23 protein-coding genes are annotated in these 25,517 nt (G+C 62.5%); 12 read left to right on the plus strand and 11 right to left on the minus strand.

From position 1 onward, the window contains the following. The first annotated feature begins 50 nt into the window (after positions 1–50). From ACODR6_RS07175 to ACODR6_RS07195, 5 genes are all read left to right on the plus strand, one after another. Positions 51–2,312 (plus strand): Orn/Lys/Arg family decarboxylase, encoded by a 2,262-nt coding sequence (locus ACODR6_RS07175; protein WP_489021841.1) that lies wholly within the window; start codon positions 51–53, stop codon positions 2,310–2,312. Next, positions 2,309–4,672 carry an ornithine decarboxylase gene (speC, locus tag ACODR6_RS07180; RefSeq protein WP_489021843.1) on the plus strand — a complete coding sequence of 788 codons (2,364 nt, stop codon included), beginning with the start codon at positions 2,309–2,311 and terminating at the stop codon, positions 4,670–4,672. Before ACODR6_RS07175 ends, speC begins: the two co-directional genes overlap by 4 nt. A 21-nt stretch (positions 4,673–4,693) precedes the next feature. Next, the gene (potE, locus tag ACODR6_RS07185; protein WP_489021845.1) at positions 4,694–6,055 is read left to right on the plus strand and encodes a putrescine-ornithine antiporter; all 1,362 of its coding nucleotides are present in this window, start codon (positions 4,694–4,696) and stop codon (positions 6,053–6,055) included. A 14-nt stretch (positions 6,056–6,069) separates the two neighbouring features. Next, positions 6,070–6,996: an amino acid ABC transporter substrate-binding protein gene (locus ACODR6_RS07190; RefSeq protein ID WP_489021847.1), complete on the plus strand. Its 927-nt coding sequence runs from the start codon at positions 6,070–6,072 to the stop codon at positions 6,994–6,996. Between the two features lie 122 nt (positions 6,997–7,118). Beyond that, positions 7,119–7,355 (plus strand): hypothetical protein, encoded by a 237-nt coding sequence (locus tag ACODR6_RS07195; RefSeq protein ID WP_112711157.1) that lies wholly within the window; start codon positions 7,119–7,121, stop codon positions 7,353–7,355. Between the two features lie 2 nt (positions 7,356–7,357). On the opposite strand, the gene ACODR6_RS07200 is transcribed toward ACODR6_RS07195, so the two are convergent. From ACODR6_RS07200 to ACODR6_RS07220, 5 genes are all read right to left on the minus strand, one after another. Continuing rightward, positions 7,358–8,506 carry an AI-2E family transporter gene (locus ACODR6_RS07200; RefSeq protein WP_413712354.1) on the minus strand — a complete coding sequence of 383 codons (1,149 nt, stop codon included), beginning with the start codon at positions 8,504–8,506 and terminating at the stop codon, positions 7,358–7,360. A gap of 30 nt (positions 8,507–8,536) precedes the next feature. Then, a complete protein-coding gene (ppk2, locus tag ACODR6_RS07205; protein ID WP_489021850.1) occupies positions 8,537–9,379 on the minus strand; it encodes a polyphosphate kinase 2 in 843 nt (280 codons plus the stop codon). 20 nt (positions 9,380–9,399) lie between these two features. After that, entirely contained in the window at positions 9,400–11,118 is a 1,719-nt protein-coding gene (locus ACODR6_RS07210; RefSeq protein WP_489021852.1) for a SulP family inorganic anion transporter, read from the minus strand. 69 nt (positions 11,119–11,187) lie between these two features. Further along, on the minus strand, positions 11,188–12,345 hold the full coding sequence (locus ACODR6_RS07215) for an HlyD family secretion protein (protein ID WP_130281516.1): 1,158 nt from the start codon (positions 12,343–12,345) through the stop codon (positions 11,188–11,190). Beyond that, a complete protein-coding gene (locus ACODR6_RS07220; protein WP_112711152.1) occupies positions 12,345–12,686 on the minus strand; it encodes a DUF3302 domain-containing protein in 342 nt (113 codons plus the stop codon). Before ACODR6_RS07220 ends, ACODR6_RS07215 begins: the two co-directional genes overlap by 1 nt. Before the next feature lie 309 nt (positions 12,687–12,995). Here ACODR6_RS07220 and ACODR6_RS07225 point away from each other — a divergent pair, with 309 nt between their 5' ends. Genes ACODR6_RS07225 through ACODR6_RS07235 form a run of 3 tightly spaced genes read left to right on the plus strand, consistent with a single transcriptional unit; the run spans position 12,996 to position 15,688 of the window. Continuing rightward, a complete protein-coding gene (locus tag ACODR6_RS07225; protein ID WP_489021855.1) occupies positions 12,996–13,310 on the plus strand; it encodes a hypothetical protein in 315 nt (104 codons plus the stop codon). Positions 13,311–13,352: 42 nt separating this feature from the next. Then, positions 13,353–14,723 (plus strand): DUF3300 domain-containing protein, encoded by a 1,371-nt coding sequence (locus ACODR6_RS07230; protein ID WP_489021857.1) that lies wholly within the window; start codon positions 13,353–13,355, stop codon positions 14,721–14,723. 26 nt (positions 14,724–14,749) lie between these two features. After that, a complete protein-coding gene (locus ACODR6_RS07235) occupies positions 14,750–15,688 on the plus strand; it encodes a DUF2950 family protein (RefSeq protein WP_489021859.1) in 939 nt (312 codons plus the stop codon). Here the strand turns inward: ACODR6_RS07235 and ACODR6_RS07240 are convergent. Both ACODR6_RS07240 and ACODR6_RS07245 read right to left on the minus strand, forming a co-directional pair. Continuing rightward, positions 15,678–16,184 (minus strand): CYTH domain-containing protein, encoded by a 507-nt coding sequence (locus ACODR6_RS07240; RefSeq protein WP_489021861.1) that lies wholly within the window; start codon positions 16,182–16,184, stop codon positions 15,678–15,680. The genes ACODR6_RS07235 and ACODR6_RS07240 overlap by 11 nt on opposite strands. A 27-nt stretch (positions 16,185–16,211) precedes the next feature. Further along, on the minus strand, positions 16,212–16,682 hold the full coding sequence (locus ACODR6_RS07245; protein WP_199628230.1) for a hypothetical protein: 471 nt from the start codon (positions 16,680–16,682) through the stop codon (positions 16,212–16,214). A 229-nt stretch (positions 16,683–16,911) separates the two neighbouring features. Between ACODR6_RS07245 and ACODR6_RS07250 the strand changes: the two genes are divergently transcribed. After that, positions 16,912–18,693, plus strand: a complete 1,782-nt coding sequence (locus ACODR6_RS07250; RefSeq protein WP_489021864.1) for a hypothetical protein — start codon at positions 16,912–16,914, stop codon at positions 18,691–18,693. Positions 18,694–18,711: 18 nt separating this feature from the next. On the opposite strand, the gene ACODR6_RS07255 is transcribed toward ACODR6_RS07250, so the two are convergent. From ACODR6_RS07255 to ACODR6_RS07270, 4 genes are all read right to left on the minus strand, one after another. After that, the gene (locus ACODR6_RS07255) at positions 18,712–19,293 is read right to left on the minus strand and encodes an OmpA family protein (protein WP_199628228.1); all 582 of its coding nucleotides are present in this window, start codon (positions 19,291–19,293) and stop codon (positions 18,712–18,714) included. 4 nt (positions 19,294–19,297) lie between these two features. Then, positions 19,298–19,720 carry a cysteine rich repeat-containing protein gene (locus ACODR6_RS07260; RefSeq protein WP_203430611.1) on the minus strand — a complete coding sequence of 141 codons (423 nt, stop codon included), beginning with the start codon at positions 19,718–19,720 and terminating at the stop codon, positions 19,298–19,300. Between the two features lie 100 nt (positions 19,721–19,820). Continuing rightward, complete coding sequence (locus ACODR6_RS07265) at positions 19,821–21,764, minus strand: mechanosensitive ion channel family protein (protein ID WP_489021867.1); 1,944 nt, start codon at positions 21,762–21,764, stop codon at positions 19,821–19,823. Positions 21,765–21,774: 10 nt separating this feature from the next. Further along, complete coding sequence (locus ACODR6_RS07270; RefSeq protein WP_449098219.1) at positions 21,775–22,989, minus strand: alpha/beta hydrolase; 1,215 nt, start codon at positions 22,987–22,989, stop codon at positions 21,775–21,777. 405 nt (positions 22,990–23,394) lie between these two features. Between ACODR6_RS07270 and ACODR6_RS07275 the strand changes: the two genes are divergently transcribed. From ACODR6_RS07275 to ACODR6_RS07285, 3 genes are all read left to right on the plus strand, one after another. After that, positions 23,395–24,195, plus strand: a complete 801-nt coding sequence (locus ACODR6_RS07275) for a cysteine rich repeat-containing protein (RefSeq protein ID WP_489021870.1) — start codon at positions 23,395–23,397, stop codon at positions 24,193–24,195. 207 nt (positions 24,196–24,402) lie between these two features. Beyond that, positions 24,403–25,191 (plus strand): DUF2092 domain-containing protein, encoded by a 789-nt coding sequence (locus tag ACODR6_RS07280; RefSeq protein WP_489021872.1) that lies wholly within the window; start codon positions 24,403–24,405, stop codon positions 25,189–25,191. After that, complete coding sequence (locus ACODR6_RS07285; RefSeq protein WP_112711140.1) at positions 25,188–25,517, plus strand: hypothetical protein; 330 nt, start codon at positions 25,188–25,190, stop codon at positions 25,515–25,517. The genes ACODR6_RS07280 and ACODR6_RS07285 overlap by 4 nt, the downstream gene beginning before the upstream one ends.

Consider the following 25,517-nt stretch of genomic DNA (forward strand, 5'->3'; position numbering starts at 1 on the left):
ATCTCCTCCCATGGCGAAATAGCTCAGCCGTCCAGGCTTTGGAGGGGCGCATGGAATTCCAACAGGCATTTCCGGTAGCCGTTATCGACGAGGACTTTGACGGCAAGAGCGCGGCCGGGCGCGGCATGCGCGATCTCGCAGCGGCGATCGAGCGGGAGGGGTTCCGCATCGTCTCGGGCATTTCCTACGACGATGCCCGCCGCCTCGTGCATGTGTTCAATACCGAATCCTGCTGGCTCGTCTCCGTTGATGGTGCCGAGGACCGGACGACGCGCTGGCGGGTGCTGGAGGAGGTTCTGAGCGCCAAGCGCCGGAAGAACGACAGGCTGCCGATCTTCCTGTTCGGTGACGACACGACGGCCGAGGACGTTCCGACGGCGGTGCTCAGGCACGCCAATGCCTTCATGCGGCTTTTCGAGGATTCCGCGGAGTTCATGGCCCGCGCCATCGTGCAGGCGGCACGCACCTATCTCGACCGGCTGCCGCCGCCGATGTTCAAGGCGCTGATGGAATACACGCTCGAGGGCGCCTATTCCTGGCATACGCCCGGCCACGGCGGCGGCGTTGCCTTCCGCAAGAGCCCGGTCGGGCAGCTCTTCTATTCCTTCTTCGGCGAGAACACCCTGCGATCCGATATTTCGGTCTCAGTCGGCAGTGTCGGCTCGCTGCTCGATCATGTCGGTCCGATCGCGGAGGGCGAGCGGAATGCGGCACGCATCTTCGGCACCGACGAAACGCTCTTCGTCGTCGGCGGCACATCGACGGCAAACAAGATCGTCTGGCATGGCATGGTCGGCCGCGGCGATCTCGTGCTCTGCGACCGCAATTGCCACAAGTCGATCCTGCATTCGCTGATCATGACCGGCGCGACGCCGATCTATCTGACGCCGTCGCGCAACGGCCTCGGCATCATCGGGCCGATTTCCAAGGATCAGTTCACCCCCGAAGCCATCGCCCGCAAGATCGCGGCCAGCCCCTTCGCCGGTCAGACGAGCGGCAAGGTGCGGCTGATGGTCATCACCAACTCGACCTATGACGGGCTCTGCTACAATGTCGATGCTATCAAGGAGTCGCTCGGGGATGCGGTCGAGGTGCTGCATTTCGACGAGGCCTGGTATGCCTATGCGAATTTCCACGAGTTCTACGACGGCTTCCACGGCATCTCGTCGACGCAGCCGGCCCGCTCGAAGAGCGCCATCACCTTTGCCACGCATTCGACCCACAAGCTGCTGGCGGCGCTTTCGCAGGCCTCGATGATCCATATCCAGCATGCCGAGAACAAGCGTCTCGACGTGACGCGCTTCAACGAAGCCTTCATGATGCATACCTCGACCTCGCCGCAATACGGCATCATCGCCTCCTGCGACGTCGCCGCCGCAATGATGGAGCAGCCGGCGGGCCGGGCGCTGGTGCAGGAGACGATCGACGAGGCGATCAGCTTCCGCCGCGCCATGCATTCGGTGAGGACGCAGACGGCGGGAGGCTGGTGGTTCAAGGTCTGGGAACCGACCGTTGCCGAACATACGCCGAGCGACAATCACGCCGAATGGGTGCTGAGGCCCGGAGAAGCCTGGCATGGGTTTGCAGGGCTCGCCGAAAACCATGTGATGGTCGATCCGATCAAGGTCACCATCCTGTCGCCCGGCCTTTCCGCCAGCGGTGCCATGCAGGAACACGGCATACCGGCCGCCGTCGTCACCAAGTTCCTTTCGTCCCGCCGGATCGAGATCGAGAAGACCGGCCTCTATTCCTTCCTTGTGCTGTTCTCGATGGGGATCACGAAGGGCAAGTGGAGCACGCTCGTCACCGAGCTCATCAATTTCAAGGATCTCTACGACGCCAATGCACCGCTGACGCGGGCGCTGCCGGCGCTCGCCGCCGCCCATCCGGAAGCCTATGGCAAGATGGGCCTCAGGGATCTCTGCGAGCAGATCCATGCGGTCTATCGCAAGGACGACGTGCCGAAGGCGCAGCGCGAGATGTATACGGTGCTGCCCGATATGGCGCTGAGGCCCGCCGATGCCTATGACCGGCTCGTCAAGGGCAAGATCGAGAGCGTCGAGATCGACGATCTCATGAACCGCATGCTTGCGGTGATGATCGTTCCCTATCCGCCCCGCATTCCGCTGATCATGCCCGGCGAGCGCATCACGCCGGCGACCAAGTCGATCCAGGATTACCTGCTCTATGCGCGTGAATTCGACCGCAAGTTCCCGGGCTTCGAGACCGATATCCACGGCCTGCGCTTTGCGCCTGCCGATGGTGGCCGGCGCTATCTCGTAGACTGCATTGCAGAAGGACCGGAACAATGATCCCGCGCGATGTGAAATCTCCGACCGTCGCCATCCCCTTCAACAAGATGCTGAAGGTGGTGATCGTCGCCGATGGCGGCAATCCGCAGGTCCAGGAGCTGGTCGCGCAGATAGCGGCCGAGAATTTCGAGGTGGAGCTGCGCGACGACTATTCCGCCGATGTTTCCGAGGATGCCTCGGTGGGTGCCTATGTAGGCTCGGTGGAAGGCGGAAGGCTGCCCGAAGCGCGGCGCTTCCTGCGCTCCGTCAGGGAGATCGGCTTCCGCACGCCGATCTGGGCAATGGCCGATACGCTGACGATCTCGGATATGGATGTCGTCGAAATGGCGGGCGAGGTCGATGGCTTCGTCTATCTCGGCCAGCAGACGCCAACCTTCTATGCCAAGCAGGTCATCTCAAGCCTCTACAACTACGGCAAGTCGCTGCTGCCGCCGTTCTTCGGCGGCATGATGGCCTATGACGGCGAGGCGAATATCGCCTTCGATTGCCCCGGCCATCAGGGCGGGCAGTTCTACCGGAAATCACCGGCCGGACAGCTGTTCTTCAAATATTTCGGCGAAAGCATCTTCCGCAACGATCTCTGCAATGCTGACGTCGATCTCGGCGATCTCCTGATCCATGAGGGGCCGGCGGCCGAAGCGCAGAAGCAGGCGGCCCGCATCTTCGGCGCCGACCGCACCTATTTCATTCTGAACGGGACCAGCACCTCCAACAAGGTCGTCGCCAATGCCGTGCTGCGGCCGGGCGATCTCGTGCTGTTCGACCGCAACAATCACAAGTCGCTGCATCAGGGCGCGCTGGTACAGGCCGGTGCCATTCCGGTCTATCTGCCCACGGCGCGCAATTCCTTCGGCATGATCGGCGCCGTCGACTGGGAGGCCTGGGATGAGGGCGCTCTGCGGCAACGGATCGAAGCGCATCCGCTGGTGCAGGACAAGAGCCGCGCCCGCGCCGACCGGCCGTTCCGGCTCGCCTGCATCCAGCTCTGCACCTATGACGGCACGATCTACAACGTGCGCCAGGTGATGGAGAAGATCGGCCACCTCTGCGATTACGTTCTCTGGGACGAGGCCTGGATCGGCTACAACGCCTTCCATCCGCTGTTCGAGGGACATAGCCCAATGCGGCTGACGGACCTTCGGCCCGATATGCCCGGCCTGTTTTCGACCCAGTCGGTGCACAAGCAGGGAGCGGGCTTTTCGCAGGCCTCGCAGATCCACAAGCGGGACGAACATATCAGCGGCCAGCGCCGGTTCGTCGAGCACAAGCGGTTCAACGAATCCCTGCTGATGAACGTCTCGACTTCACCCTTCTATCCGCTCTTCGCCTCGCTCGACGTCAATGCCAAGGTGCACGAGGGCAAGGCCGGCGAAATGCTGTGGGATCGCTGCATCGAACTCGGTATCGAGGCCCGCAAGAAGCTGCGCGGCTTCGTCCATCACTACGAGACGAAGGCCGGCGACGCCGAGGAGCAATGGTTCTTCGATCCCTTCGTACCGGACAAGGTGTCGATATCGGGCTCGAAGCACACCAGCGACCTCGCAGAAACGCGATGGGAGGATATCCCGACCGATGTGCTGAAGCGCGAACAGCAATGCTGGCGCTTCGATCCGGAGGCGAAATGGCATGGCTATTCCGGCTATGCGCCCGGCTATACGATGGTCGATCCGAACAAGCTGGCGCTGCTCACGCCGGGGATCGATCGCAAGACCGGTGAATATCGCGATTTCGGCATTCCGGCGACGGTCGTTGCCAATTACCTGCGCGAACAGCGGGTGGTGGCGGAAAAATGCGATCTGAACAGCCTGCTCTTCCTGATGACGCCCGCCGAGGACGAGAGCAAGCTGAACACGCTGATCGCCAAGCTGGTGAAGTTCAAGAACCTCTGGGACCGCGATGCGCCGCTGCAGGAGGTGTTGCCGACGGTATTCGCCGCCAATCGCGAGCGCTACAAGGGCTACACAGTCCGCCAGGTGTGCAAGGAGATGCACTCCTTCTACCGCCAGGCCGGCGTCAAGCAATTGCAGCGGCTCTGCTTCCGCTCCGAGAGCTTTCCGGAGCCGGCATTCCCGCCCAAGCTCGCCTACGAGGCGCTTGTCGCCAACAATGTCGATTATGTACCGCTGACAGAGGCCGCCGGGCGCATCTCGGCGACGCTGGCGCTGATCTATCCGCCGGGTATCGGCGTCATCGTGCCCGGCGAGCGCTGGGACGAGCGGGCGCGCCCGATGCGCGACTATTTCCTGGCCTTCGAAGAATCCTTCAACCGTTTTCCCGGCTTCAACTACGAGGTCCAGGGTGTGTTCCAGGAGCGGGTCGACGGACGGATCAAATTCTACACCTATGTCGTGCGCGAATAGCGGGGACGGGAGGATGTCATCATGACCGACAACACAATGCATCTTGCAGCCGAAACGACGGCCAAGAAGAAGATGAATCTTGTGCAGCTGACCTTCATCGTTGCCGTCAACATGATGGGATCAGGCATCATCATGCTGCCGGCCAACATGGCACAGGTCGGCGCGATCTCCCTGCTTTCCTGGCTGGTAACGGCCGTCGGCTCGATGGCGATCGCCTATGGCTTCGCGCAGGCGGGGCTGTTCAACCAGCGGCCGGGCGGCATGTCCGCCTATGCGGAGGATGCCTACGGGAAGGACGGCTATTTCATGGTCTTCTTCTTGTATTTCCTGTCGCTTGCCGTCGGCAATGTTGCCATCGGCATCTCGGCGGTCGGCTATCTTGCCGGCTTCTTCCCGGTGCTGACCTCGACACCCGTCATGACCTGCCTGGCACTGATCGTGCTTCTTTGGCTGACAACGGCCGCGAATTTCGGCGGGCCGCGCATTACCGGGCGCATCGGCTCGGTCACGGTCTGGGGCGTCATCATTCCGGTCGGGCTGTTGTCGATCATCGGTTGGCTGTGGTTCAGCTCGACCACATTCGCCGCCGCCTGGAACCCGAAGGGGCTGAGCATCGCGCAGGGCATGGGGTCGAGCATCTCGCTGACGCTCTGGGCCTTCCTCGGCATGGAGTCGGCCGCGCAGAACTCGGATGCCGTCGAAAATCCCAAACGGGACGTGCCGCTGGCCTGCATGTTCGGCACGCTCGGGGCCGCCGTCATCTACATCCTGTCGACGACGGTGATCCAGGGCATCGTTCCGAATGCGGATCTCGCAAGCTCGACAGGTCCGTTCGCGCTCGCCTATGCCACGATGTTCAACCCGACGATCGGCTCGATCATCATGGCGCTCGCCGTGCTCGCCTGCCTCGGGTCGCTGCTCGGCTGGCAGTTTACGATCGCGCAGACGGCGCGTACGGCGGCCGAAGAGCGGATGTTTCCGTCGATCTTCAAGCGGGTCAACGAGATGGGGGCTCCGGTCCCGGGCATGATCGTGCTTGGTATCGTTCAGACCGGCCTTGCCTTGATGACCATATCGCCGACGCTGAGCGAGCAGTTCTCGGCGCTCGTCAATCTCGCGGTGGTCACCAATGTGCTGCCCTACATCATTTCGCTTTCGGCCCTGTTCGTGACGATGAGGGCCGCGGGTGTGCCGCAGTCGAAATTCCGACTGAATGCGACGGTTGTGATCATCGGCATGGCCTATAGCGTCTTTGCGATCTACGCCTCCGGCAAGGATGCGGTGCTCGGCGGCATGATCGTCACAGGTATCGGCTTCATCATCTACGGCCTGATTGCCCCGCGTTTCGCCACCGGCGCGAACCGCGTCCCGGCCGGCCAATAGCGGGAGGACCAGACATGTCAGGACAGAATCCCCGTTGGGCGCTTGCCGCCATCGCCTTGGCAGCGGCTGCCGCCGCGCTGGCGATTGCCGTTCCGGCTTCGGCCCAGACGCTCGACCGCGTCAAGTCGAGCGGCGCGCTCAAGCTCGGCTACGACCCGGATGCCAGGCCCTTCTCTTTCGACGGCGGGCAGGGGAAACCGGATGGCTATGCCGTTACGCTCTGCAACAAGATCGCCGACAGCCTGAAGACGCAGCTGCAGCTTGAGAAGCTCGACGTCGAATGGGTCTCGCTTGCCGGCGACGCGAAGATGCAGGCGATCCAGAGCGGTGCTGCCGATATCGTCTGCGCCGCCGAGCCGGTGACGCTGACGCGGCGGCAGGTGGTTTCCTTTTCACTGCCGATCTTCCCGAGCGGTACGGGCGCGCTGCTGAGCGCCAGTTCGCCGTTGGCGCTTCGCGAGGTGCTGCAATACGGGCAACCCTCCGACCGGCCGGTCTGGCGCGGATCTCCGGCGCGAACGATCCTCGAGCACAAGACCTTCTCCTCGATTGCCGGCAGTACCAGCGAGAGCTGGCTTTCGGAGAGGATCAAGACCTTCCAGCTCGCGGCGACGGCGACAGCGGTCGCCAACTATCAGGAGGGGATCACGCGCGTGCTGGACGGTAGCTCGGCTGTTCTCTTCGGCGATATGCCGCTCCTGATGGATGCGGCGGCCCGCAGCGACAATTCAGGCAACTTGATCGTCATCCAGCGCTATTTCACCTTCGAACCGCTCGGCCTCGAGCTGGCGCGGGGTGACGAAGATTTCCGCGCTGCCGTCGACCGGGCGCTGAGCCAGACCTATGCCGCACAGGATTTCCCGGCGCTCTTCACCATCTGGTTCGGGCCGCCGGATATTGCAACCGTGACATTCTTCCAGCAGACGGCTTTGCCCGAATAGGGATATGTCTTTGACCTCTTCGGTCCCGGATCGATACATTTTTGTGATCGCGGGGAACGATCTGATGCCTTGTTGGCTTCGTATTAGATGCACGGGGAGTGCGTTGAACGCGGAGCTGATCCATGAGCCGAGAACGCGGCCGCAGAAAACTGATGCTACGACTGCCCGACATCCGTCATCTCTTGGCGGGTGTCAGCAGCGAGGCGCTCGGGGAGATGTTCGAAGCCTATGATCTGGCTGTCGATGCGCTCGACCGCTTCCGCAATCAGTGGCCAAGGGAAGAGAAGCTCGTGACCGAATACGAGCAGATATGCCGCGAAATCGAGCAGGAGATCGTCGTCTACTGTACTGAGCGCTGAACCTAGAGGTTCCGCTCCAGCTGCCCATGCAAGCCGACGACCGGATCCGTGGCCGCATTCTCCGGCGCTGCCGGTGGCCAGGCCCAGGCGCGCAGCAGCTCATAGAAGACGCTGAGGATGACCGGTCCGAGGAACAACCCCAGAAGGCCATGCGAGAGCGTGCCGCCGATGACGCCGATCAGGATGACGGGCATCGGCGTCGAGAGACCGCGCGACATCAGGATCGGCTTCAGCACATTATCGACGAGGGTGATCGGCACCGCGACGCAGGTGAAAACGAGCGCCAGCCCCGCCGGCCAGGAAAACCAGGCCCAGATGATCAATGGCAGGATCACCAGCCCCGGCCCGATCTGCATGACGCAGAACATGAAGACCAGGAAGGTCAGCGCGCCGCGGGCGGGAACGCCGAAGATCACGAAGCAGAGGCCGCACAGCAGGGTCTGCAGGAAGGCAACGCCGATGACGCCGCGCGAGACATTGCGCACGGTATTCCCGGCCAGCCGGGCAAATCCCACACCCTTTTCGCCGGCGACCCGGTTTGCAAGCACCTGAACGGCCGAGGCGAGACGCGCCGAGCGCGTCAGGAACAGCCCGGACAGCATGATCGAGACGACGAAGCTCAGGACGCCGCCGCCGATCGAGGCGAGCTTGGTGACGACAACACCCATCACCTCGCGGATCGGCGCCTGGAACTTGATGATGGTAGAGGCGAGATCGCCGGAGACCTGGTTCCAGAACTCATGCAGCCGTTCGCCGACGAGGGGCCATGCCTTGATGGCTTCAGGGGCGGCAGGCAGGGTGAAGTTGCCGGACCATAGCTTGCCGATCAGGCCCTGCACCGTGTCGGCGAAATTCACGGCGACGAGCGCCAGCGGCGCGATGATCAATACGAGGCAACCGATGACGATGACGATCGCGGCGATGACCGGCCGGTTGCCGATCAGCCGCGACACTGTGGCGAATAATGGATAGAGCGCGACCGCCAGGATGGCCGACCAGATCACGATCAGCAAGAACGGCGCGATGAGCACCATCGTCCAATAGGCAAAGAGCGCGATGATGCCCAGCCGGACGATATCGCTCACTCTGGCCTCGATCGAGATCTGGCCTGAATCGGCTCGTGGAGCCGTGTTCTCGGTTATCTGCTCCATCCTGGTATCCGCCTATCCCCGGCCGGCTGCTTAAGCCGTCGTATCGGGCACGACATGGCGGACGCTGCGGTCTTCCATGAAGTCGGACGGACGCTTCTGCCGCTTGCCGAGATCGGGCTCGTCGAACTTCAGCCGCTCATAGGGGATAGACTGCAGAATATGCGAGATGCAGTTGATGCGCGCCCGCTTCTTGTCGTCGGAAGGCACGATCCACCAGGGTGCATGATTGGTATCGGTCATCCGCAGCATTTCATCATAGGCGCGTGTGTAGTCCCACCAGCGCTGATAGGATTCGACATCCATCGGGCTCAGCTTCCACTGCCGCATCGGATCGTCGATCCGGCGGCGGAAGCGGCGTTCCTGCTCTTCCTCGCTGACCGTCAGGAAATACTTGAGCAGGATGACCCCGCTTTCGACGATCGCGGCTTCGAAACGCGGTGCGAGCTCGAGGAAGCGTTGCGCCTTCTTGTCGCTGCAAAAACCCATGACCCGATCGACGCCGGCGCGGTTGTACCAGCTGCGGTCGAAGATCACGATCTCGCCGGCAGCCGGCAGATGGGCGATGTAGCGCTGCATGTAGATCTGCGATTTCTCGCGCTCGGTCGGTGCCGGCAGTGCCGTGACGCGGAAGACGCGCGGGCTGACCTTCTCGGTGATCCGCTTGATCATCCCGCCTTTTCCGGCGGCGTCGCGCCCTTCGAACACGATGACGATCCGGGCGCCGGATTTCTTCACCCAGGCCTGCAGATGCGCAAGCTCCACCTGCAGACGGACGATTTCCTTGTCGTAGTCCCAGGCCTTCTTTTTCTTCTTCGCCTTGGTCTTGGGCGTTGCGTCGCCATTGGCCTCGGCTGGTTCGTAGTTCTCTTCCATGGCTCTCCCTCCTGGCGTGTTTAAGGTGCGTTATGCGCGACTGCGGCCGGGCCGATCTGGTCGATGTCGCCGATCAGCGTCCGCAGGGCTTCTTCCCTGCCATTGAAAAGGTTCTCGGCACCGATCGCCTTGATCACCCCGGCGCGCTCCAGGATCGGCCGGCTGTCCTCGCTGAGATCGGCGATGGCGAAGGTGATGTTCCGCTTCTGGAGAAGCTCCGCCACGGCCTCCAGAGCGGTGGCGCCGGTGCTGTCGATCTGGCTGATCGCGCTGGCATCGAGCACCAGGCACCTGGTCTCCGGCGGAAGCTCCTTGATGACGGAGGTCAGCCGGATGCGGACATAGTCGGCGTTGTAGAAAAGGATACTCCCCTGCACCGCGAAGACGGCCGCGCCCTCGACAGGGCGGGCTTCCGGATAGCGCTTGAGATCGAAGAAGCCGTGCCGGCCCTCGATGCGGCCGAGCAGGCCGTCGCGCGGAAACATGGTCTGGCGCAGCAGATAGACGAAGGTGGCGCCGACGGCGACGACGACACCGTTCAGCACGCCGAAGCTGATCGCGCCCCACATGGCGATCAGCGCGAAGACGAACTCCATGCGGCTGATGCGCCAGATCTTCTTGAGCTCGTCGATATCGATGAGGCTGATCGCCGCCGTCGCCAGAATGGCGGCGAGCGCCGGGATCGGCAGGATGCGAAGGGCGCCGTGCAGGAAGACGAGTGCGGCAATCAGCGTAGCCGCGGAGACCAGGCCGGAGAGTTGCGAAACGCCGCCCGTCGACAGGTTGATCGCGGTACGGGAGTCCGAGACGCTGACCGGGAAAGAGCCGAAGAGGCCCGGCGCGATATTGGCGGCGCCGATGCCGATCAGTTCCTGGTTGGCGTCGACCTCCTCGCCGGTGCGCGATCCGAAGCTGCGGGCGGCGACGATGCCGGCGCCGAAGCTGACGAGAAAGATCGCGGCAGAACCGAGGATGATCTTGTCGAGCGGCATATGCTGGAAGGCGGGGATCGAGAAGGCGGGCAGCCCGCTCGGCAGGTCGCCGACGACGGCGATGCCCCGGCCCTGGAAATCGAAAAGCGCCGACAGGATGACGGATATCACCACGACCAGAACCGGGCCGGGAACGCGCCATCGGAAGGCCTTGACGATCCACAGCAGCGCAAACATCGCGAGCCCGAGCAGCAGCGAGGGCCAATGGATCCCGGCAACCTTCGCCGCGATCTCCAGCAACGGCGCAATCAATCCCTCCGATTCGATCTTCACGCCGGTGAAGCGGCCGATCTGCCCGACGAGGATCGAGAGCGAAACACCGGCAAAGAAGCCGACGAGAATGGGGCGCGAAAGGAAGCTTGCGAGAATGCCGAGCCGCAACAGCTTGGCGGCGATGCAGCAGATGCCGACTCCGAGCGCGAGTGCTGCGGCGATCGCCACACGGTCGACCTCAGCTCCGGCCGGGGCCGCCGCGACGATCGTTCCCATCGCGGCGGCAAGCACGGTCATGGTCGCGGCATCGGGTCCGACGATGAGCAGGCGAGAGGGACCGAAGATCGCATAGGCAATCGGTGCGACGATGCTGGCATAGATCCCGGTCTCGGGTGGCAGGCCGGCGATTGCGGGGTAGGCGATGGCGCTCGGCAGGCCGACGGCGGCGATCGACAGACCGGCCGGGATATCACTGCGCAACCAGTCCTTGTTGAAGCCGGTCAGGCCTCGCAACATCGGTAGACTGCCTATCACCGCCTGCTCCTATCGTTTCACTGCATCTCCGTTGTCTGCGGCCCGCCCAAGCGCGAGCCGCCTTTTGCATCAATGTTCGAGGAACACGTAGTTCATCCAGGCGCTCATCCGCAGCAGAACCTTGCGGAGGATGGCGACGTGGTGCCAATAGTGCGTGTAGACGGCGACATCGGCGACGACGCCGCCAGGTAGCTGATATTGATCGGTATTTTCCAGGATCTCGATGCGTGCCAGCGTCTGGCCGGGCGCGACGCGTTCGGGCGCCTGCGGGTCGATCAGCGCGCCGCTCGGTTGCAATTGTCCCTGCGCCATGACGTCGATGACTTCCTGGACGCGCGCCTTGAAGATCTTGCCGGGCACGGCCTTGAACGACACCTCGGCATCATCGCCGACGCGCACGCGTTGCAGCGAGTTCTGGATGAAGGCTGCGGCAAGCATCCGGTCTTCGCTGTTGATGAACACCATGACCGGGCGAAGCGGCAGCGGATTGGCCATCATGCCCGGACGCAGAAAGACTTGGGTGACATAGCCATCCGTCGGTGCGCGCACCGTGGTCTGATCGAGCTCGTACTCGGCATTGTTGAGTTCCGCCTGAAGCCGGGCGACGGTCGGGTTCGTTCCGTCGATTTCTGCTTCATAGGCGAGCTTTGCCTGGGCGGCCTGGGCGCGGGCGGTGTCGACGGCTGCTTCTGCCGTCAGATAGATGCCACGGCGGTTTTCGACTTCGAGTTCGGAGTAAACCGCGCCGCGGCCGCTCGACTTCGAATTCTCGTTGGACTGCTGGAACTTCTCGAAGGCCTGCAACGACCGGTCGCGAGAGGCTTCGGCGCCGGTGACGGCCGCGTTCGCGGCGTCGAGTGCGGCCTTCAGCTGCAGAACGGTCTGTTTGGCTTCGGCAAGCGATGCCTTCTTCTGGTCGACGGCGAACTGATAGGGCCGCGGATCGATGCGGAAGAGGACATCGCCCTTCTTCAACGGTACGTTCGGCGTCACGGGAACCTCGACGACCTGGCCGCCGACGACGGGAATGACCGGGGCCGAGGTGAAGTAGATGCGCCCGTCACTCGAATAGGGGTGGTTATAGCTCATCAGCAGCAACAAGCCGGAGATCAGGAACACGCCGCCGAGAACAGCGGTCGAGAGCGTCCACTGGTTTACCGGGATGCGGAAGATCTTGAAGATCGTCCAGCAGATCGCGGCATAGGTCAGGATGAGGAGCAGATCCATCAGGCATTCTCCCTCTGCGGCGTCTGTCCCTCGAGCTCGGCGATGCGAGCATGCAGACGGGCGATTTCGGCATTTGCCTCGGCCTCGGCCGACAGCTTTCCATCCTGGCGGATGCCCCAGCCGCGATCCTCGCGATAGAGCGTTGCCCATATGAAGAGGAACGGCCAGATGGCGTGCAGCGTGAAGAGGCTCACCCAGCCGGCGACATGGATTGCATCCTGATGCGGATGATTGCGCGATTTGGCGATGAGATGCGGAATGTCATGGATCGCGATCACCGCATAGAAAAGGGTGATGACCACGAAGACCAGGACCCCCAGGGCAAAATAGTCGAGAAACACGGCTCCTCCCTCCGGCTGGTCTGAACGAGCCGTTTTGATCGCTATTCGACAGGCGGATGTTAGACCCGTTTTGCCGGTGAGGCCTGTAGCATCGCGTAATCTCTATCGGCGCGATCAGGACGGGCGGACAGGCGAGAGCAGTCCCGGCTGCAGGGGCGAGCGGGGACGGCGCGCTTCTCCGCCGACTAGGATTGAATTCAAAGGCTTTTTCGAAACGAGCCGCCGTAAGATCACGTATTTTACGTCTGCGGCAGAGCCGGTTGCTATATATTTCTCATGTCTGCTTGGCGCAGTTCGGCGGGGGCGGAGATGGTGTCGGGAGAGGGTGGTTCTGCATATTTGTCGGCGCTGGAGGCGGCAGAGGTTTACTTCCCCGACCAGAAGCGGCTCGTGCAGCGGCTTTTTTACGTGAACGAAGCCTTCCACAGCATGTGCGAGGATCTCGCGGCTGCGGCACAGGCCATGGCGACGACAGACCGGCTTCCCGAGACGCTCCGTGATGCACGGCAGCTGGAATATGCGGGTCTCGTCGATGCGCTGTTGAAAGAGATGGCCGAGGCCATCGCCCAGTCGAAGATCGTCGTCCTCCGGCAATCGCCGGAGAACGGCCGGAAATCGCCTTGAGCGTGCCTGCCATTCAATAAATCCAAGGGAGGTCTTTGAGCGATGAAAGCAATTTCCCGCAAACTGCTCAGCGGATTGTCCGTTCTCGCGATCATCGCGTTGCACCCAGCCATTCCCGCTTATGCGCAGGCTGCGAAGCCCGCCGCAGCACCGGCGCAGACGGCGACGGCCGAAGCCCCGGCGGCGCTGCTGACCGACGACCAGCTCGAAGTGCTGGTGGCGCGCATCGCCCTCTATCCCGATGAACTCGTCGCGGCCATATCATCCGCCTCGCTCTTCCCGCTGCAGATCATCGAGGCGCAACGCTTCCTCGACGCGAAAAAGAAGAATGCCGATCTCAAGCCGAAAAGCGATTGGGACGGCAGCGTCATCTCGCTCCTGAATTATCCCGAGATCGTCAAGATGATGAGCGACGATCTCGACTGGACCCAGTCGCTCGCCGATGCGCTAACGAACCAGCAGAAGGACGTGCTGATCGCCATCCAGCAGCTTCGCGACGAGGCGGTGGCGAAGAACATCATCAAGACCGATGACAAGGTGACGGTCGTTACCGAAAACGACAACATCATCATCCGCCCGACCAATCCGGAAAAGATCTACATTCCGCAATATCCGCCGGAAATGCTCTATGAGCCGGCCTATGTTTCGCAGCCCATTTCCTACTATCCCGAATATTACGACAACTATTACTACCCGGGAGCGCTCTTCTTCGCGGGCGCGGTTACGGGGCTCGCCTGGGCGGCGATCGTCAACTGGGATGACTGGGGCGTCTGGGGCGGCCGGTGGAACGGCGATGTCGATATCGATTGCAACAATTGCTTCAACGACCGGAACTTCAACGGAAAGCTGAAGTGGAACGACGTCGACTGGACGAAGGTCGATCGCAGCAAGCTGAATATCAACAGGGATCAGCTGGCGAAAATCGATCGCGGGGCCATCAAATCGGGTCTGCAGGGCGACAACCGCAACCAGCTGCGCAACCGCGCGTCCGATCTCAAGGCGAGCCAGCTGCCCGCCAACCGCGCCATGTCTGCCCGCGCAGACGACATCCGCAAGGGAACGGCGCAGGGGCTGAAGGACCGGCCGCAACCGAAGGCCGGCGCCGGCAACCGGCAGAACGCCGCGGCCCGGCCTGACAACCGCCCGCAGAACTCCGCCAACCGGCCAAACAAACCTGCGCAGAAGGCGGCGGCGAAGAGGCCGAACAAGCCGCAAATGGCGGCGCGGCCCGACAACCGCGCACGCCAGCAAAGCGCGCTCGGCAATGTCCAGTCCGGCCGGCGCGAGGCCGTCGCCTCCAAGCGTGGCGGACAGAGCATGGGCGGGCATCGCCCGCAATCGCGGCCTGCGCAGCACAGGCGTCCGCCTGCCCATCGCGGCGGTGGTGGTGGTGGCGGCGGCCGGCGCCGCTGAGACCCTTTCAACCCGGGAGTTACATCATGAAACGTCGTTCGACCGTAATTCCGCTCATCCTTGCGACGGCGCTGGGCGCACTGCCAGCCGCCCCCGCGCACGCGCAATCCAATAGCGATTTCGCCGAATACCGGGCAACATCGCCGCAACAGACCTTCGACACACCCGAGCTGGCGCTGGACCGGCTGAAGGCGGTGCTCGCCTCCAACAATATCGACGATCTCGCCAACTTGCTGGGCCTCAAGGCCGACAAGCTGCGTGCCAATAATGCGGCGATGATTGCCTATGGGCTGATCCGCGAAGGCGCCGAGCGGCAGGTTACGATGCGCGATTTCGAAGGCATGAAGGTCGTTACGATCGGCGACCGGCTCTGGCCGCTGCCGTTTCCGCTGACTGAGAACAAGGACGGCAAATGGGCTTTCGATACCAAGCGCGGCCTTGAGGAGATCGTCAATCGCCGTGTCGGCGAAAACGAGCTCGCGACCATCGATACGATGCGCGAATATGTGGCGGCCCAGTATCAATACGTCTCGGAGGACCGCGACGGCGACGGCATCCAGGAGTTTGCCCGCAAGCTGATCAGCAGCCCCGGCAAGCTCGACGGTCTCTATTGGGATCCGAATGTCTATCCCGAGGAAAGCCCGGCAAGTGCTCTCGTCGAGAACGCCGCCTTTGGCGCTGCCAAGCGCGGGGAGGGCTATTTCGGCTACCGCTACCGGATCCTGACGGGCCAGGGCGACAATGTGCTCGGCGGCAAGCAGAGCTATATCGTCAACGGCTATATGACCGGTGGCTTCGCGCTGATCGCCTGGCCGGTGAAGTACCGGGTGACGGGTGTCCAGACCTTCATGGTCAACGCGATGAACGTCATCTATCAGCGCGATCTCGGACCGAAGACCGATGAGCGGGCGGCGGCGATCAAGGATTTCAATCCGGACGCCAACTGGAGCGTCGTCAACGACTGATATCAGCGGCGGCGGCATGGCCCTGCGTTGGCGGAGGAATCCGCAGCGCAGCGGCCATGGCGCGGTTGGAATAGCGCTTCTTGCCCGTCACTTCGCGCCCCAGCCATTGCGGCAGATTGGGGCAATCTTCCTCACTCGCCATTTCGACTTCGGCAAGCGTCAGCCCCTTGTAGGCGCCGCCGAAGACATCGACATACCAATTCCTGCCGTCGTGCAGCACGTGGTAGCGGGTCTTCTCCAGCACATGACCGGTCTTACTGAGCAGATCGATCGCCTCGTCGACGGGGATCTCATATTCATATTCCTGCTTGGTGAAGCCGACGCTGCGGAACTTGATCGTCAGCAGCGCTGAAGTGCCGTCGATGAGACGGACGCGGACGGTCGTCTGGTCGCGGCGGGAGAGATAGACCTGCTGAAAGACATGCGGATCGGCGGCGCAGGAGCGCCAGCCGTCATTGCGGACCAGGAACTTTCGCTCGATCTCGGTCAGTTTCAACGTGCCAATCCTTCGTCGATGCCTGCCTCACTCCTCGACAGGCGGTTCCCAGGTGAGGAAGAAGCCTACGTCTCCCGGCATGCCGTCGGGAAAATTGATGATCATCGCTTTCAGGCCGTAGCCCTGCGGCTTGGCAACCTCTTCGAAGAGTTCGTGCAGTTCCTTGGCGCGGCCCTGCAGCGTCTTCTGCCAGCCGGGGAGGTTGTTGTTGATCGCCCGGCCGCTGTCGGTGCAGAAGGTCGATGGGAAGCTGTAGATCAGCGCCTCGTATTTGCCGTCCGCCGCTGCCTTCATCACCAACCGCTTGATGACAGCGCGCTCGGTTTCCCCGATATGCTTGCGGAAGAAATCCTCGACGAATTCGGCATGTTTCTTGGCTTCGCGCGCCTTGATCTTGTCGTTGCGCTCCATTTCCAGAAGCTGCAGTTCGAGCGCGCGTTTGCGCAGCTCCTCGGCGCTCGCCATGGGTTTGGATGTGGACGTTTCAGGTGCTGTCATCGCCATCTCCTCCAGAGTGTTGAGAAGATGATAAGGCGCGGGGAGAAGCGAGGGCAGTAAGATACTGTAGCCTACGTTTGAGCCGCGGAATTGCACCGCATGTGCCTACACATTCGGGTTATTAAGAGTAATCTGATTTAATATTTCTCCTGCGTTGCGGCGGCTGCAACTTGGGATTATCGTCGCGCATCAAGCTGCAAATTGTACGGAATCGGAGGCTGGGGAGCCGATGGCGAGTGCAAGTATTGACAGCGCTACCAGCAGTATCCCGGCCGAGGGTGAGGTACGGGAGCAGCTTGAGCGCATTTTGCTGAGCCCGGAATTCCGTCTTCCCGAGCGGACGAGACGGTTTCTCGAATTCGTCGTGGCCGAAACGCTGGCCGGGCGGCGCGACTATCTCAAGGCTTTCACCATCGCGCAGGCTGTCTTCGGCCGTGATGCGAATTTCGACGCGCAGCAGGACCCTTGCGTGCGCATCGAGGCCGGCCGGCTGAGGCGGGAGCTCGAGCATTATTACCTGACGGATGGCAGCGCCGATCGGGTGATCATCACCGTTCCCCGGGGTGGATATGCACCGGTCTTCGACGTCAGGCAGGAGGCTGCGGATGAGGATGCGGAGCCCGCCCGCGCGTCCTTCTCGGGAGATGATGGTCGGCAGGAAAAATGGGTCCGGCGCGGTCTCAGCAGCGGCATTGCCGATCAGAACTGGCCACTTGCCCGCTACTGGTTCGTCGCCGGAGGGGCGCTGCTGGTTCTCGTCGCCGCATCCGCCATGCTGCATGGCTGGGAATTCGGCGGCACCACGCCACCGGCGGCGGTGAACCACGCGACCATTCTGGTCGAGCCGTTCGAAAGCGCCTCGGAGGGTACGCTTGCCTCCGATATATCGCGGGGTATCACCGACGATGTCATCGAGAAGCTGGTTCCCTTCAACGATATCGTCGTCGTTGCCGCCTTGCCGAAAAGCAGGAGCGGTCAGGCCGCGCCCGAGCCGCTCTATGCGCTGCAGGGCAGCGTCCGGCTCGAGGGCAGCACGCTGCGCTCGACGGCGCGGCTGATGCGGCGCGCCGATGGGGCCGTCATCTGGGCGAATAACTACGATGCCGATATGAAGGTGCAGGGCATCCTGAAGACCCAGGCCAGCCTCGCCGACGATATCGTGACCGCGGTGGCGCGGCCCTTCGGGGTCATGTTCCAGACAAATGCCGCCAGCATTGCCGGAAGTACCGATGCGTTCTCCTGCACATTGTCCTATTACAGCTATCGCACTGAATTGACGCTTGCGGCCCATGACGCAACGAAAGCCTGCCTGCAGCAAGCCATCGAAAAGGCGCCGGAGAGCTCCAACGCGGCGGCGTTTCTGTCGCTCACCTATCTCGACGAGTTCCGCTTTCCCTACCAGCTGAACACCAAGCCGGATGCTGAGACGCTGAAGCTCGCCAAGGATCTCGCCCAACGCGCCGTGCAGCTGGACCCGAAGAATGCGCGTGCTCTCCAGGCGCTGATGCTTGCGGACTTCTTCGAAAACGACAACGCCGGCGCCATGCGGGCGGGGGCAGCCGCCTATGCCATCAATCCCAACGATACCGAGGTTGCCGGCGAATACGGCGTGCGCCTGTCGATGTCGGGAGAATGGGACAAGGGCTGCGCGCTGGTGTCGGAAGCCGTCAGCAAGAATGCCGGGCCGCGCGGCTATTACGAGGTCGGGATGGCGCTTTGCGCTTTCATGCGCGGCGATACGCAGGCGGCCGAACTCTGGTCGCGCATGTCCGATCTCGATTACAATCCAATGCACCGTCTGGTGCTGCTCGCCATTCTCGGCACGCTCGGAAAGAAGGATGAGGCGGCAACGCAGCTCACCTGGCTCAAGACCCGCTCGCCGGCTCTCATTCCAAACGTCAGGCGCGAGATCGGCCGGCGTCTGGCACGGCCCGAGGATCAGGAGCGCTTCTTTGCCGGCCTCGCGGCCGCCGGCCTGCCGCTGGACGACAGGCAGGTGACCGAGAAGTAGAGTTCTAGCGAGCCGTGATCAGGATTTGCTCTTGAAGACGCCGAGATTGATCAGCTGCACACGGCGGTTGTTCGATGCCGCGGTATCGCTGCCTTCGATCGGCAGGTACTCGCCGACGCCGATCGCATAGAGCCGCTGCGGATCGACCGCGAAGGTCGTCGAGAGTGCTTCCTTGATCGCCGCCGCCCGCTGCTCGCTGAGTTCGAGATTGTGCTTCTCATCGCCCGTCGAGCTCGCATGGCCGACCACGAGGAACTTGTAGGCCCACAGGTTCGGATGATGCAGGGCATCGGCGATCAGGCCGAGCGTGCGATAGGACTGCGGCTGGATGGCAACGGAGTCGTTCTCGAAATTGATCTCGACGACCATCTGCGGCAGCTTGGCGATCCGCTTCCAGTTCGGAAGCTCCGCCATCGGCTTGTGTCCGCCGTTGATCGCCTCCTGCCGCAGAATTTCGAGATCGATCGCCGGGGCGGCCGCGGTCAGTTTGCCGAGACCCTTGACGATCCGTTCCTGCGAGACCTCCTGTGCGGAGGCGGTGCCTGAGAGCAGCAGCCCGGCGGCGAAAAGCAGCATGGTTCTGGAAATGCTGTGTCTCATGGTTTTATCTCCAACCTGCATCGGTGATGACCTGATTGCATTCCTTGCTGACGCGCGGCTCCTTCTTCACCAGGCAGGCGAGCACGAAGCCATCGCCCTTGATGCCCGAGCAGCTCTTCGACATGTCGCGCTGGCAGACCTGCCGGTAGGCAGTCTGCGCGTGTTCGCGCTGGGTGATCGACTGGAAGACGGTCGCCAGCGACGCCTTGCAGGTCGGCGATACCTTGTCTGCATTCTGCTGCAGGCAATCGGCGATGCGTCCGCCGCCAAGGTTCAGCCCCTTGCAGAGTTTCTGGATGTCCTTGCCGCAATCATCGGCAAGCTTGGTCACGGCATCCGCGTAGCTCAGCGTCTGTGCTGAGACCGTTGCGGCAAAGATCATCGGCATGCAGGCAACTGCCGCCAATAACAATCGGCGTTTCAACATGTTGGTTCTCCCTCGCTCTGACTTCCGTCGCGGCGAAAGTCGCACGAAGCGGCGCTGCGGGGGACGTATAATACGGTAGCGAACAGCTGCGTTTACGGGCTCATTTCGCCGGGGTGGCCGCAGCCTGCTGGGCCCTGAGCGCCTGGGCGGCGGCTGCGCCTCCTCCCTTGTCGTCGCCGCCGACCTGCACCATCGGCTGGGCAAACGAGATGTCGTTGGCGAGGAAGACCTCGCGGATCTTGGCGTAGGCCTTGCGGCGGATATAGGTCTGCATGCCCGGTACCGTCGTCATCGCGAAGCTCAGGACGATGCCGTAATCGGCAAACTGTTCGACGCCCTTCATCTTCAACGGCTCGATGAAGAGCTTTCCGAGTTCGGGATCCTCCTTCAAGTCCGCGCCGACTTTCTTGGTGAGCTTGCGCGCCTTTTCGATATCGGTATCGAAGCCGACGGTGATCCTGAACTTGTCGATCACCCAGTCGCGGCTCATGTTTTCCACCGCACCGAGTTCGCCGAAGGGGACGGTGAAGACGGGCCCGCGGTGATGGCGCAGGCGCACCGAGCGCAGGCTGAAGCCTTCGACTGTTCCCTTGTAATCCTTGGCCTGGATATATTCGCCGACGCGGAAGGCATCGTCGAGCATGTAAAAGACGCCGCTGATGACATCCTTCACCAGCGTCTGCGAGCCGAAGCCGATGGCGACGCCGAAGATGCCGGCGCCGGCGATCAGTGGAGCGATCTGGACGCCCATCTGCGACAGCACGATGAGGCCGGCCATGACCGCGACGATGACTGCGAGCGCATTGCGGAAAATCGGCAGAAGAGTGCGGAAGCGTGCCCGCCGCGCCGCATCGGCCGGGGCGAGCGATGTCGTGTCGGTTGAGACACGGATCGTCCGGTCGATCCAGCCTCTGGCCAGCTGCCAGAGAAAATCGGCGACGACGATGATCAGGATGCTCTTCAATGCGCCATAGAACAGAGCGGCGAAGATCGGATCGCGGCGCCCCAGCGTATCGGGATTGAATTGCCAGACGAGCACGAGCCAGCCGACGGCGAGCGCAATGGCGATCGCGCGTGCGCCGCGCACGACGATGATGCCCTGAAGACTGCTGAGATCGCTGACGAAGGAACCGGCGATGCGGCCGACCGTGTTCAGCGCTGACGGCAGAGCAAGCGCATAGACGCCGATCCAGAAGAGGCCGCGCATGTTCACGCACCAGATCAGCCAGAGCAGCACGAGAAATGCGGCGAGCGCAGCCTTTCGCGAGAGGGTCTTGCCGGAGGTCGACCAGAGGGCTTCGATCGCCAGAAGCAGAACGACGGCCGAGAAGCAGTAGCTGATGGCATCGCTGACCGAGGCCGAGACGCCGAGCGGCTCGCCGAGCGCGGCGATCGAAATCGCAAGGCAGAGAACCCCGGCAATGAGCGTCAGCCGTCTGCGCAGGGCAGGCGTCGAGGCGGCCGCGGCAAGCAGAACGGCAACGACGCGGAAGACGACGAAGGCGGAGAGAAAGGCAAGCAGCGAAATGCGCGCCAGCGGCGGCCAGTCGACCGCAAAGAAGACGATCGCCATCGCCGCCGTGAAGATGCCGATCGGGATCAGCCGGCCAATCAGCGTTTCGCGACGGACGGCGAGTTTGCGGTAGACGCCTTCGGCGATCAGGCCAAGGCCGACGAGGCCGCCGAAGATGACGAAGACGGGGGCATAGCCGCGGCTCGTCGCATCCTGCCGGACACGGAGGATGGTAGCTCCGATCTCTGTCGGAATATTCGGGATTGCCGTCAGTATTTCATGGACGCGGCCACGTGCCGCGGCCTCCCATTTTGCCAAGGGGGAGCTTTCAGCCGCTGGCGCCGGCTTTGCTGCAGGGGGCGCCGCTGCGGCCCTGGTATCGAGCCAGGCCTTGATGTCGGGGTCCTGCAACAGGCGCACGAGGTCATCGATCTTCTGTTGTGAAGCGGTGGGCGAAGCAGGCGGAGGGGTTTGCGCCAAGGCGCCGAAGGCGAAGAAAAATGCGGCGGCGAGAGACAGAAACCATCTCATGATGACATCCCTACTGCGTCAGCGTCTGTGGTTCCAGATCGCCGCTCAGCGTCTGGTCGGCTGCCTTCTTCTTGGCGCGGTGCGGCTGGTCGACGATGATCGCGGGCGCTGCGACGGCCGTTGCAGCGACCGTGCCGATATTCGATACGGTGCCGCCGACCACAGCGGTGATGCCTTCGCCAAGCGACACGTTGGAATCCGTCAGCGTCTGTCCGGTCATCAGCCGCTGGCCGATGAGCTGGACGATCTCCGGGCTTTCCGCGAACTTGCCGTGATTGAGGCCGTCTCCGCTTTTCACCTTGGTCAGGTCGATGGCGGTAATTCCGGCTTCCTCAAGCTTCGAGCGGTATGGTTCCTCGGCCGGATTGATCGCGCCGAGACGGGAGACGCGGCCGGTTATGAAACTGGAGATGGCCAGCGCCTTATCGTCCTGCGAGACGAAGATCGTCAGCTTCGGACGCGGCGCGCCGCCCATCTCCACATATTGCTTGGCGAAAACCTGGATATCGATATCGGGGGAGGCGAGGATGACATTGTGGATCTTCGAATTCACATGGCCGTCGCGGATCCCCATCTGGCGCAGCGATTCCATCGCAAGCCAGGAGCCCATCGAATGGGCCATGACGGTGATGTCCTTCACATTCGGGTCTGCTGCCAGCGTGCGCAGCGCCTGCTCAAGGCCGGTGCGCGAATAGTTGGTGCTTTCCTTGTCGTATTGATAGGCCGTGATTTCGGCGCGCGAGGGCCAGGTGAAGAGCACCGGCACCGCATTCATCTTGCTGTCATGGACGATCTGCGCCAGCCGGAAGACGGAATCCTCATAGGTATTGTTGAAGCCGTGGATGAAGACCAGCGCATGGCCACCCTTCGTATGCTGGCTGAACCACGCCCGACCCTGGGCGATCGTATCGATCTGCGAGACATGGGTGACGGCAAACTCCGTTGCCGGATTGGGCGGCAGCCGCTTCGGCCATTCGACGGTACCCGCCTCGCGCTTCGCCGGGATCGAGACAGTGATCTGCGTCAGGTAGGGTTTCGGGCTGCGCTCGCCGTTGAAGAGCGTGGCGGGGTCGCCGGATGGCTGGCGTGTCGTCGCCACCAGCATCTCCACTTTGGATGGCACGGGAGCCACCGTCGAGGCCGCGACCGGCACCATGACGCCATCAGGATGCCCGCAACCCGTCAGCAACAGGAGAAGGAGAATAGGGGCAACGCGTTTTACCATCTGCACATTCCGGCTGCTGCTCGAAGGGATGTCCTGGAGGCGAACGCTAGCAGTTGGTGTCGGCTGGGGCCTGTAGCATCATGTAATATCTGTAAGGACGGCTGCCCCTTTTGACGTGGCCGGCGCTTCATATGGCGAGCTTTCCTGAGACCCGCCCCGGCCTTGCCTCCGGCGGCGGCCGGTATTTTTTGTCTTCAAGAAAACAAGCTGCCGATGAATATACGCCTTGTAATTGTCAGAAAAATTCACGCCTTCACAAGCTTTCCGATAGTATCCGTTTGTGCTAATTTAAAATAATCGAAGATAGACTTGAGGCGTGGCTTCTGGTTGTCCGGTCTGCGTTATTTCCTTGGCAGGCCACGTTTCTGCATATTCCGGAAAGTTCTTCCTTGGGGGGAGGTAACGATGGGAAAATTTGCGGCCTTTCGGGCGATAATTCTGTATGAAAAATCCGGTTTTCGGCCGGTGAGGCTGGCGGCCCTGGCGCTTGCGGGCGCCTTGTGCCTTCCAGTGATCGCCGCCCACGCGCAGCAGCCGACGGATGCGCAGCGGAACGCAATCCGCTCGGCCTGCCGGTCGGACTTTATCGCGCAATGCTCGGGTGTAACGCCCGGAGGCATGGAGGCGCTGAACTGTCTGCAGCAGCATGACGCGTCGCTTTCCAAAGCTTGCCGGGATGCGATCTCGGCGCTCGGCGGCAAGAAGAAATCGAGCGACGCTGCGCCGGCGCAGACACCCGCGGCTCAGCCAACGACCGCTGCAGCAGCGCCTGCCGCTCCGCCGAAACCAGCGGGACAGCCGACGGATGCGCAGCGGAATGCGATCAAATCGGCCTGCCGTTCGGATTTCATGGCGCAGTGCTCGGGCGTGACGCCGGGCGGATCGCAGGCGCTTGCCTGCCTTCAACAGCACAATGCGGCGCTCTCGCCATCCTGCCAGGCGGCGGTCGGCGCGCTCGGCGGTGGCGGATCGGCGCCCGCGGCCAATACCGCCAAGACGGCCGGTGGCGGCGCGCCCGCGGCGATGCCGATGGCGTCGTTTACACCGCGCGAAGAGTTGATCGTCATGCGCCGTACCTGCGGTCCGGATTTCCGGGCGTATTGCCGATCGGTGATGCTCGGCGGTGGCCGCGGGGTGAATTGCCTGCGCGAGAATTTTCAGCGCCTGTCGCCGACCTGCCAGCATGTGCTGACCAACGGTCTCTAGCTTCGGTGCCTAATGTCTCCATCCGCTTCGAGGGGAGGCGGAGCGGAGGTTCATCCCTGATCCATGATCCCCGCTAATCGCGCGGCGCGTTTCCGCCGCGCTTTCGCCTGCCGAAAATTCTGCATGCCGGAGCGCCACGGAAGGCATCTCCGATCCGCGCCGGCGGATACTCGATGAAACAACAAGACCCAAATGGAAGGCATTGCCATGTCATCGGTTTCTCCCATCGGAAAGCTTGCACGTCTCGTCGTCTATGGCTCGCTCGCGGCCTGCCTGATCCTGCCCAAAGCGGCGGCCGCGGATGATGCGGAGGCCATTCTAAAGGCCATGTCGGATTATCTCGCGGCGCAGAAGACGATGTCCTTCACCTATCAGTCGGCGGTCGAGGCCGTCACGCCCGACTTCGAGAAGCTGCAATTCGTCAGCTCCGGTACCGCCAGTTTGTCACGGCCGGACAAGCTGCGGGTAACGCGAACCGGCGGCTTTGCCGATGTCGATGTCAGTTTCGATGGTTCGACGCTGACGGTGCACGGCAAGAATCTCGATGCCTATGCGTCGATCGAGGCGAAGGGATCGGTGGATGAATTGCTCGACCGGCTGATCGGCGCGGGAATGGAGGCGCCCGGTGCCGATCTCCTGGCGGCAAATGCCTTCAACCTGCTGATGACGGATGTGACCTCGGCGAAGCATATTTCCAGCGCCTATGTCGGCGGAGTCGAGTGCGAATATCTGACCTTCCGCACGCCGGAGATCGACTGGCAGATCTGGATCCAGTCCGGCGACAAGCCGATCCCGCGCCGCTACGTCATCACCAGCAAGCATGTCGGCCAGGCGCCGCAATACACGCTTGAGATCAGCGATTTCAAGACCGGTTCGGAGGTCGCCAATGCCTCCTACAAGATCGAGATTCCAGCCAATGCCAAGAAGGTGGATCTGAGCGAGCTACAATCGCTCGACGAGCTGCCTGCGCCCACCCAGCCCGGAGAAGTCAAATGAGATACGTGAAGCCGTTCCTTCTCGCCGCGCTGAGCGGTGCCTTTCTCTTCGCCGAGGCTGACGTGAAACCGGATGGATGGATGCCTGTCTCGGTCGAGTTCGCGACACCCGCCGGAGCCGTGATCGGCCGGCCGCTGACGCCGCTCTCCTATGCCGGCGTTGCGCGGCGCACGACGCGCCGCACCGTCATGTGGACGACAACAACGATTGCGGTTCTTCCGGCTGGGTGCGTCTATGGCGCCTATTATGGTGGTTACTACTACCGCTGCGGCTCCGGCTATTACGCCAAGAGCGGCGGCGTCTATGTGCGCGTCGTCGTGCAATAG

This window comes from Rhizobium sp. FG96 (genome assembly GCF_057808655.1).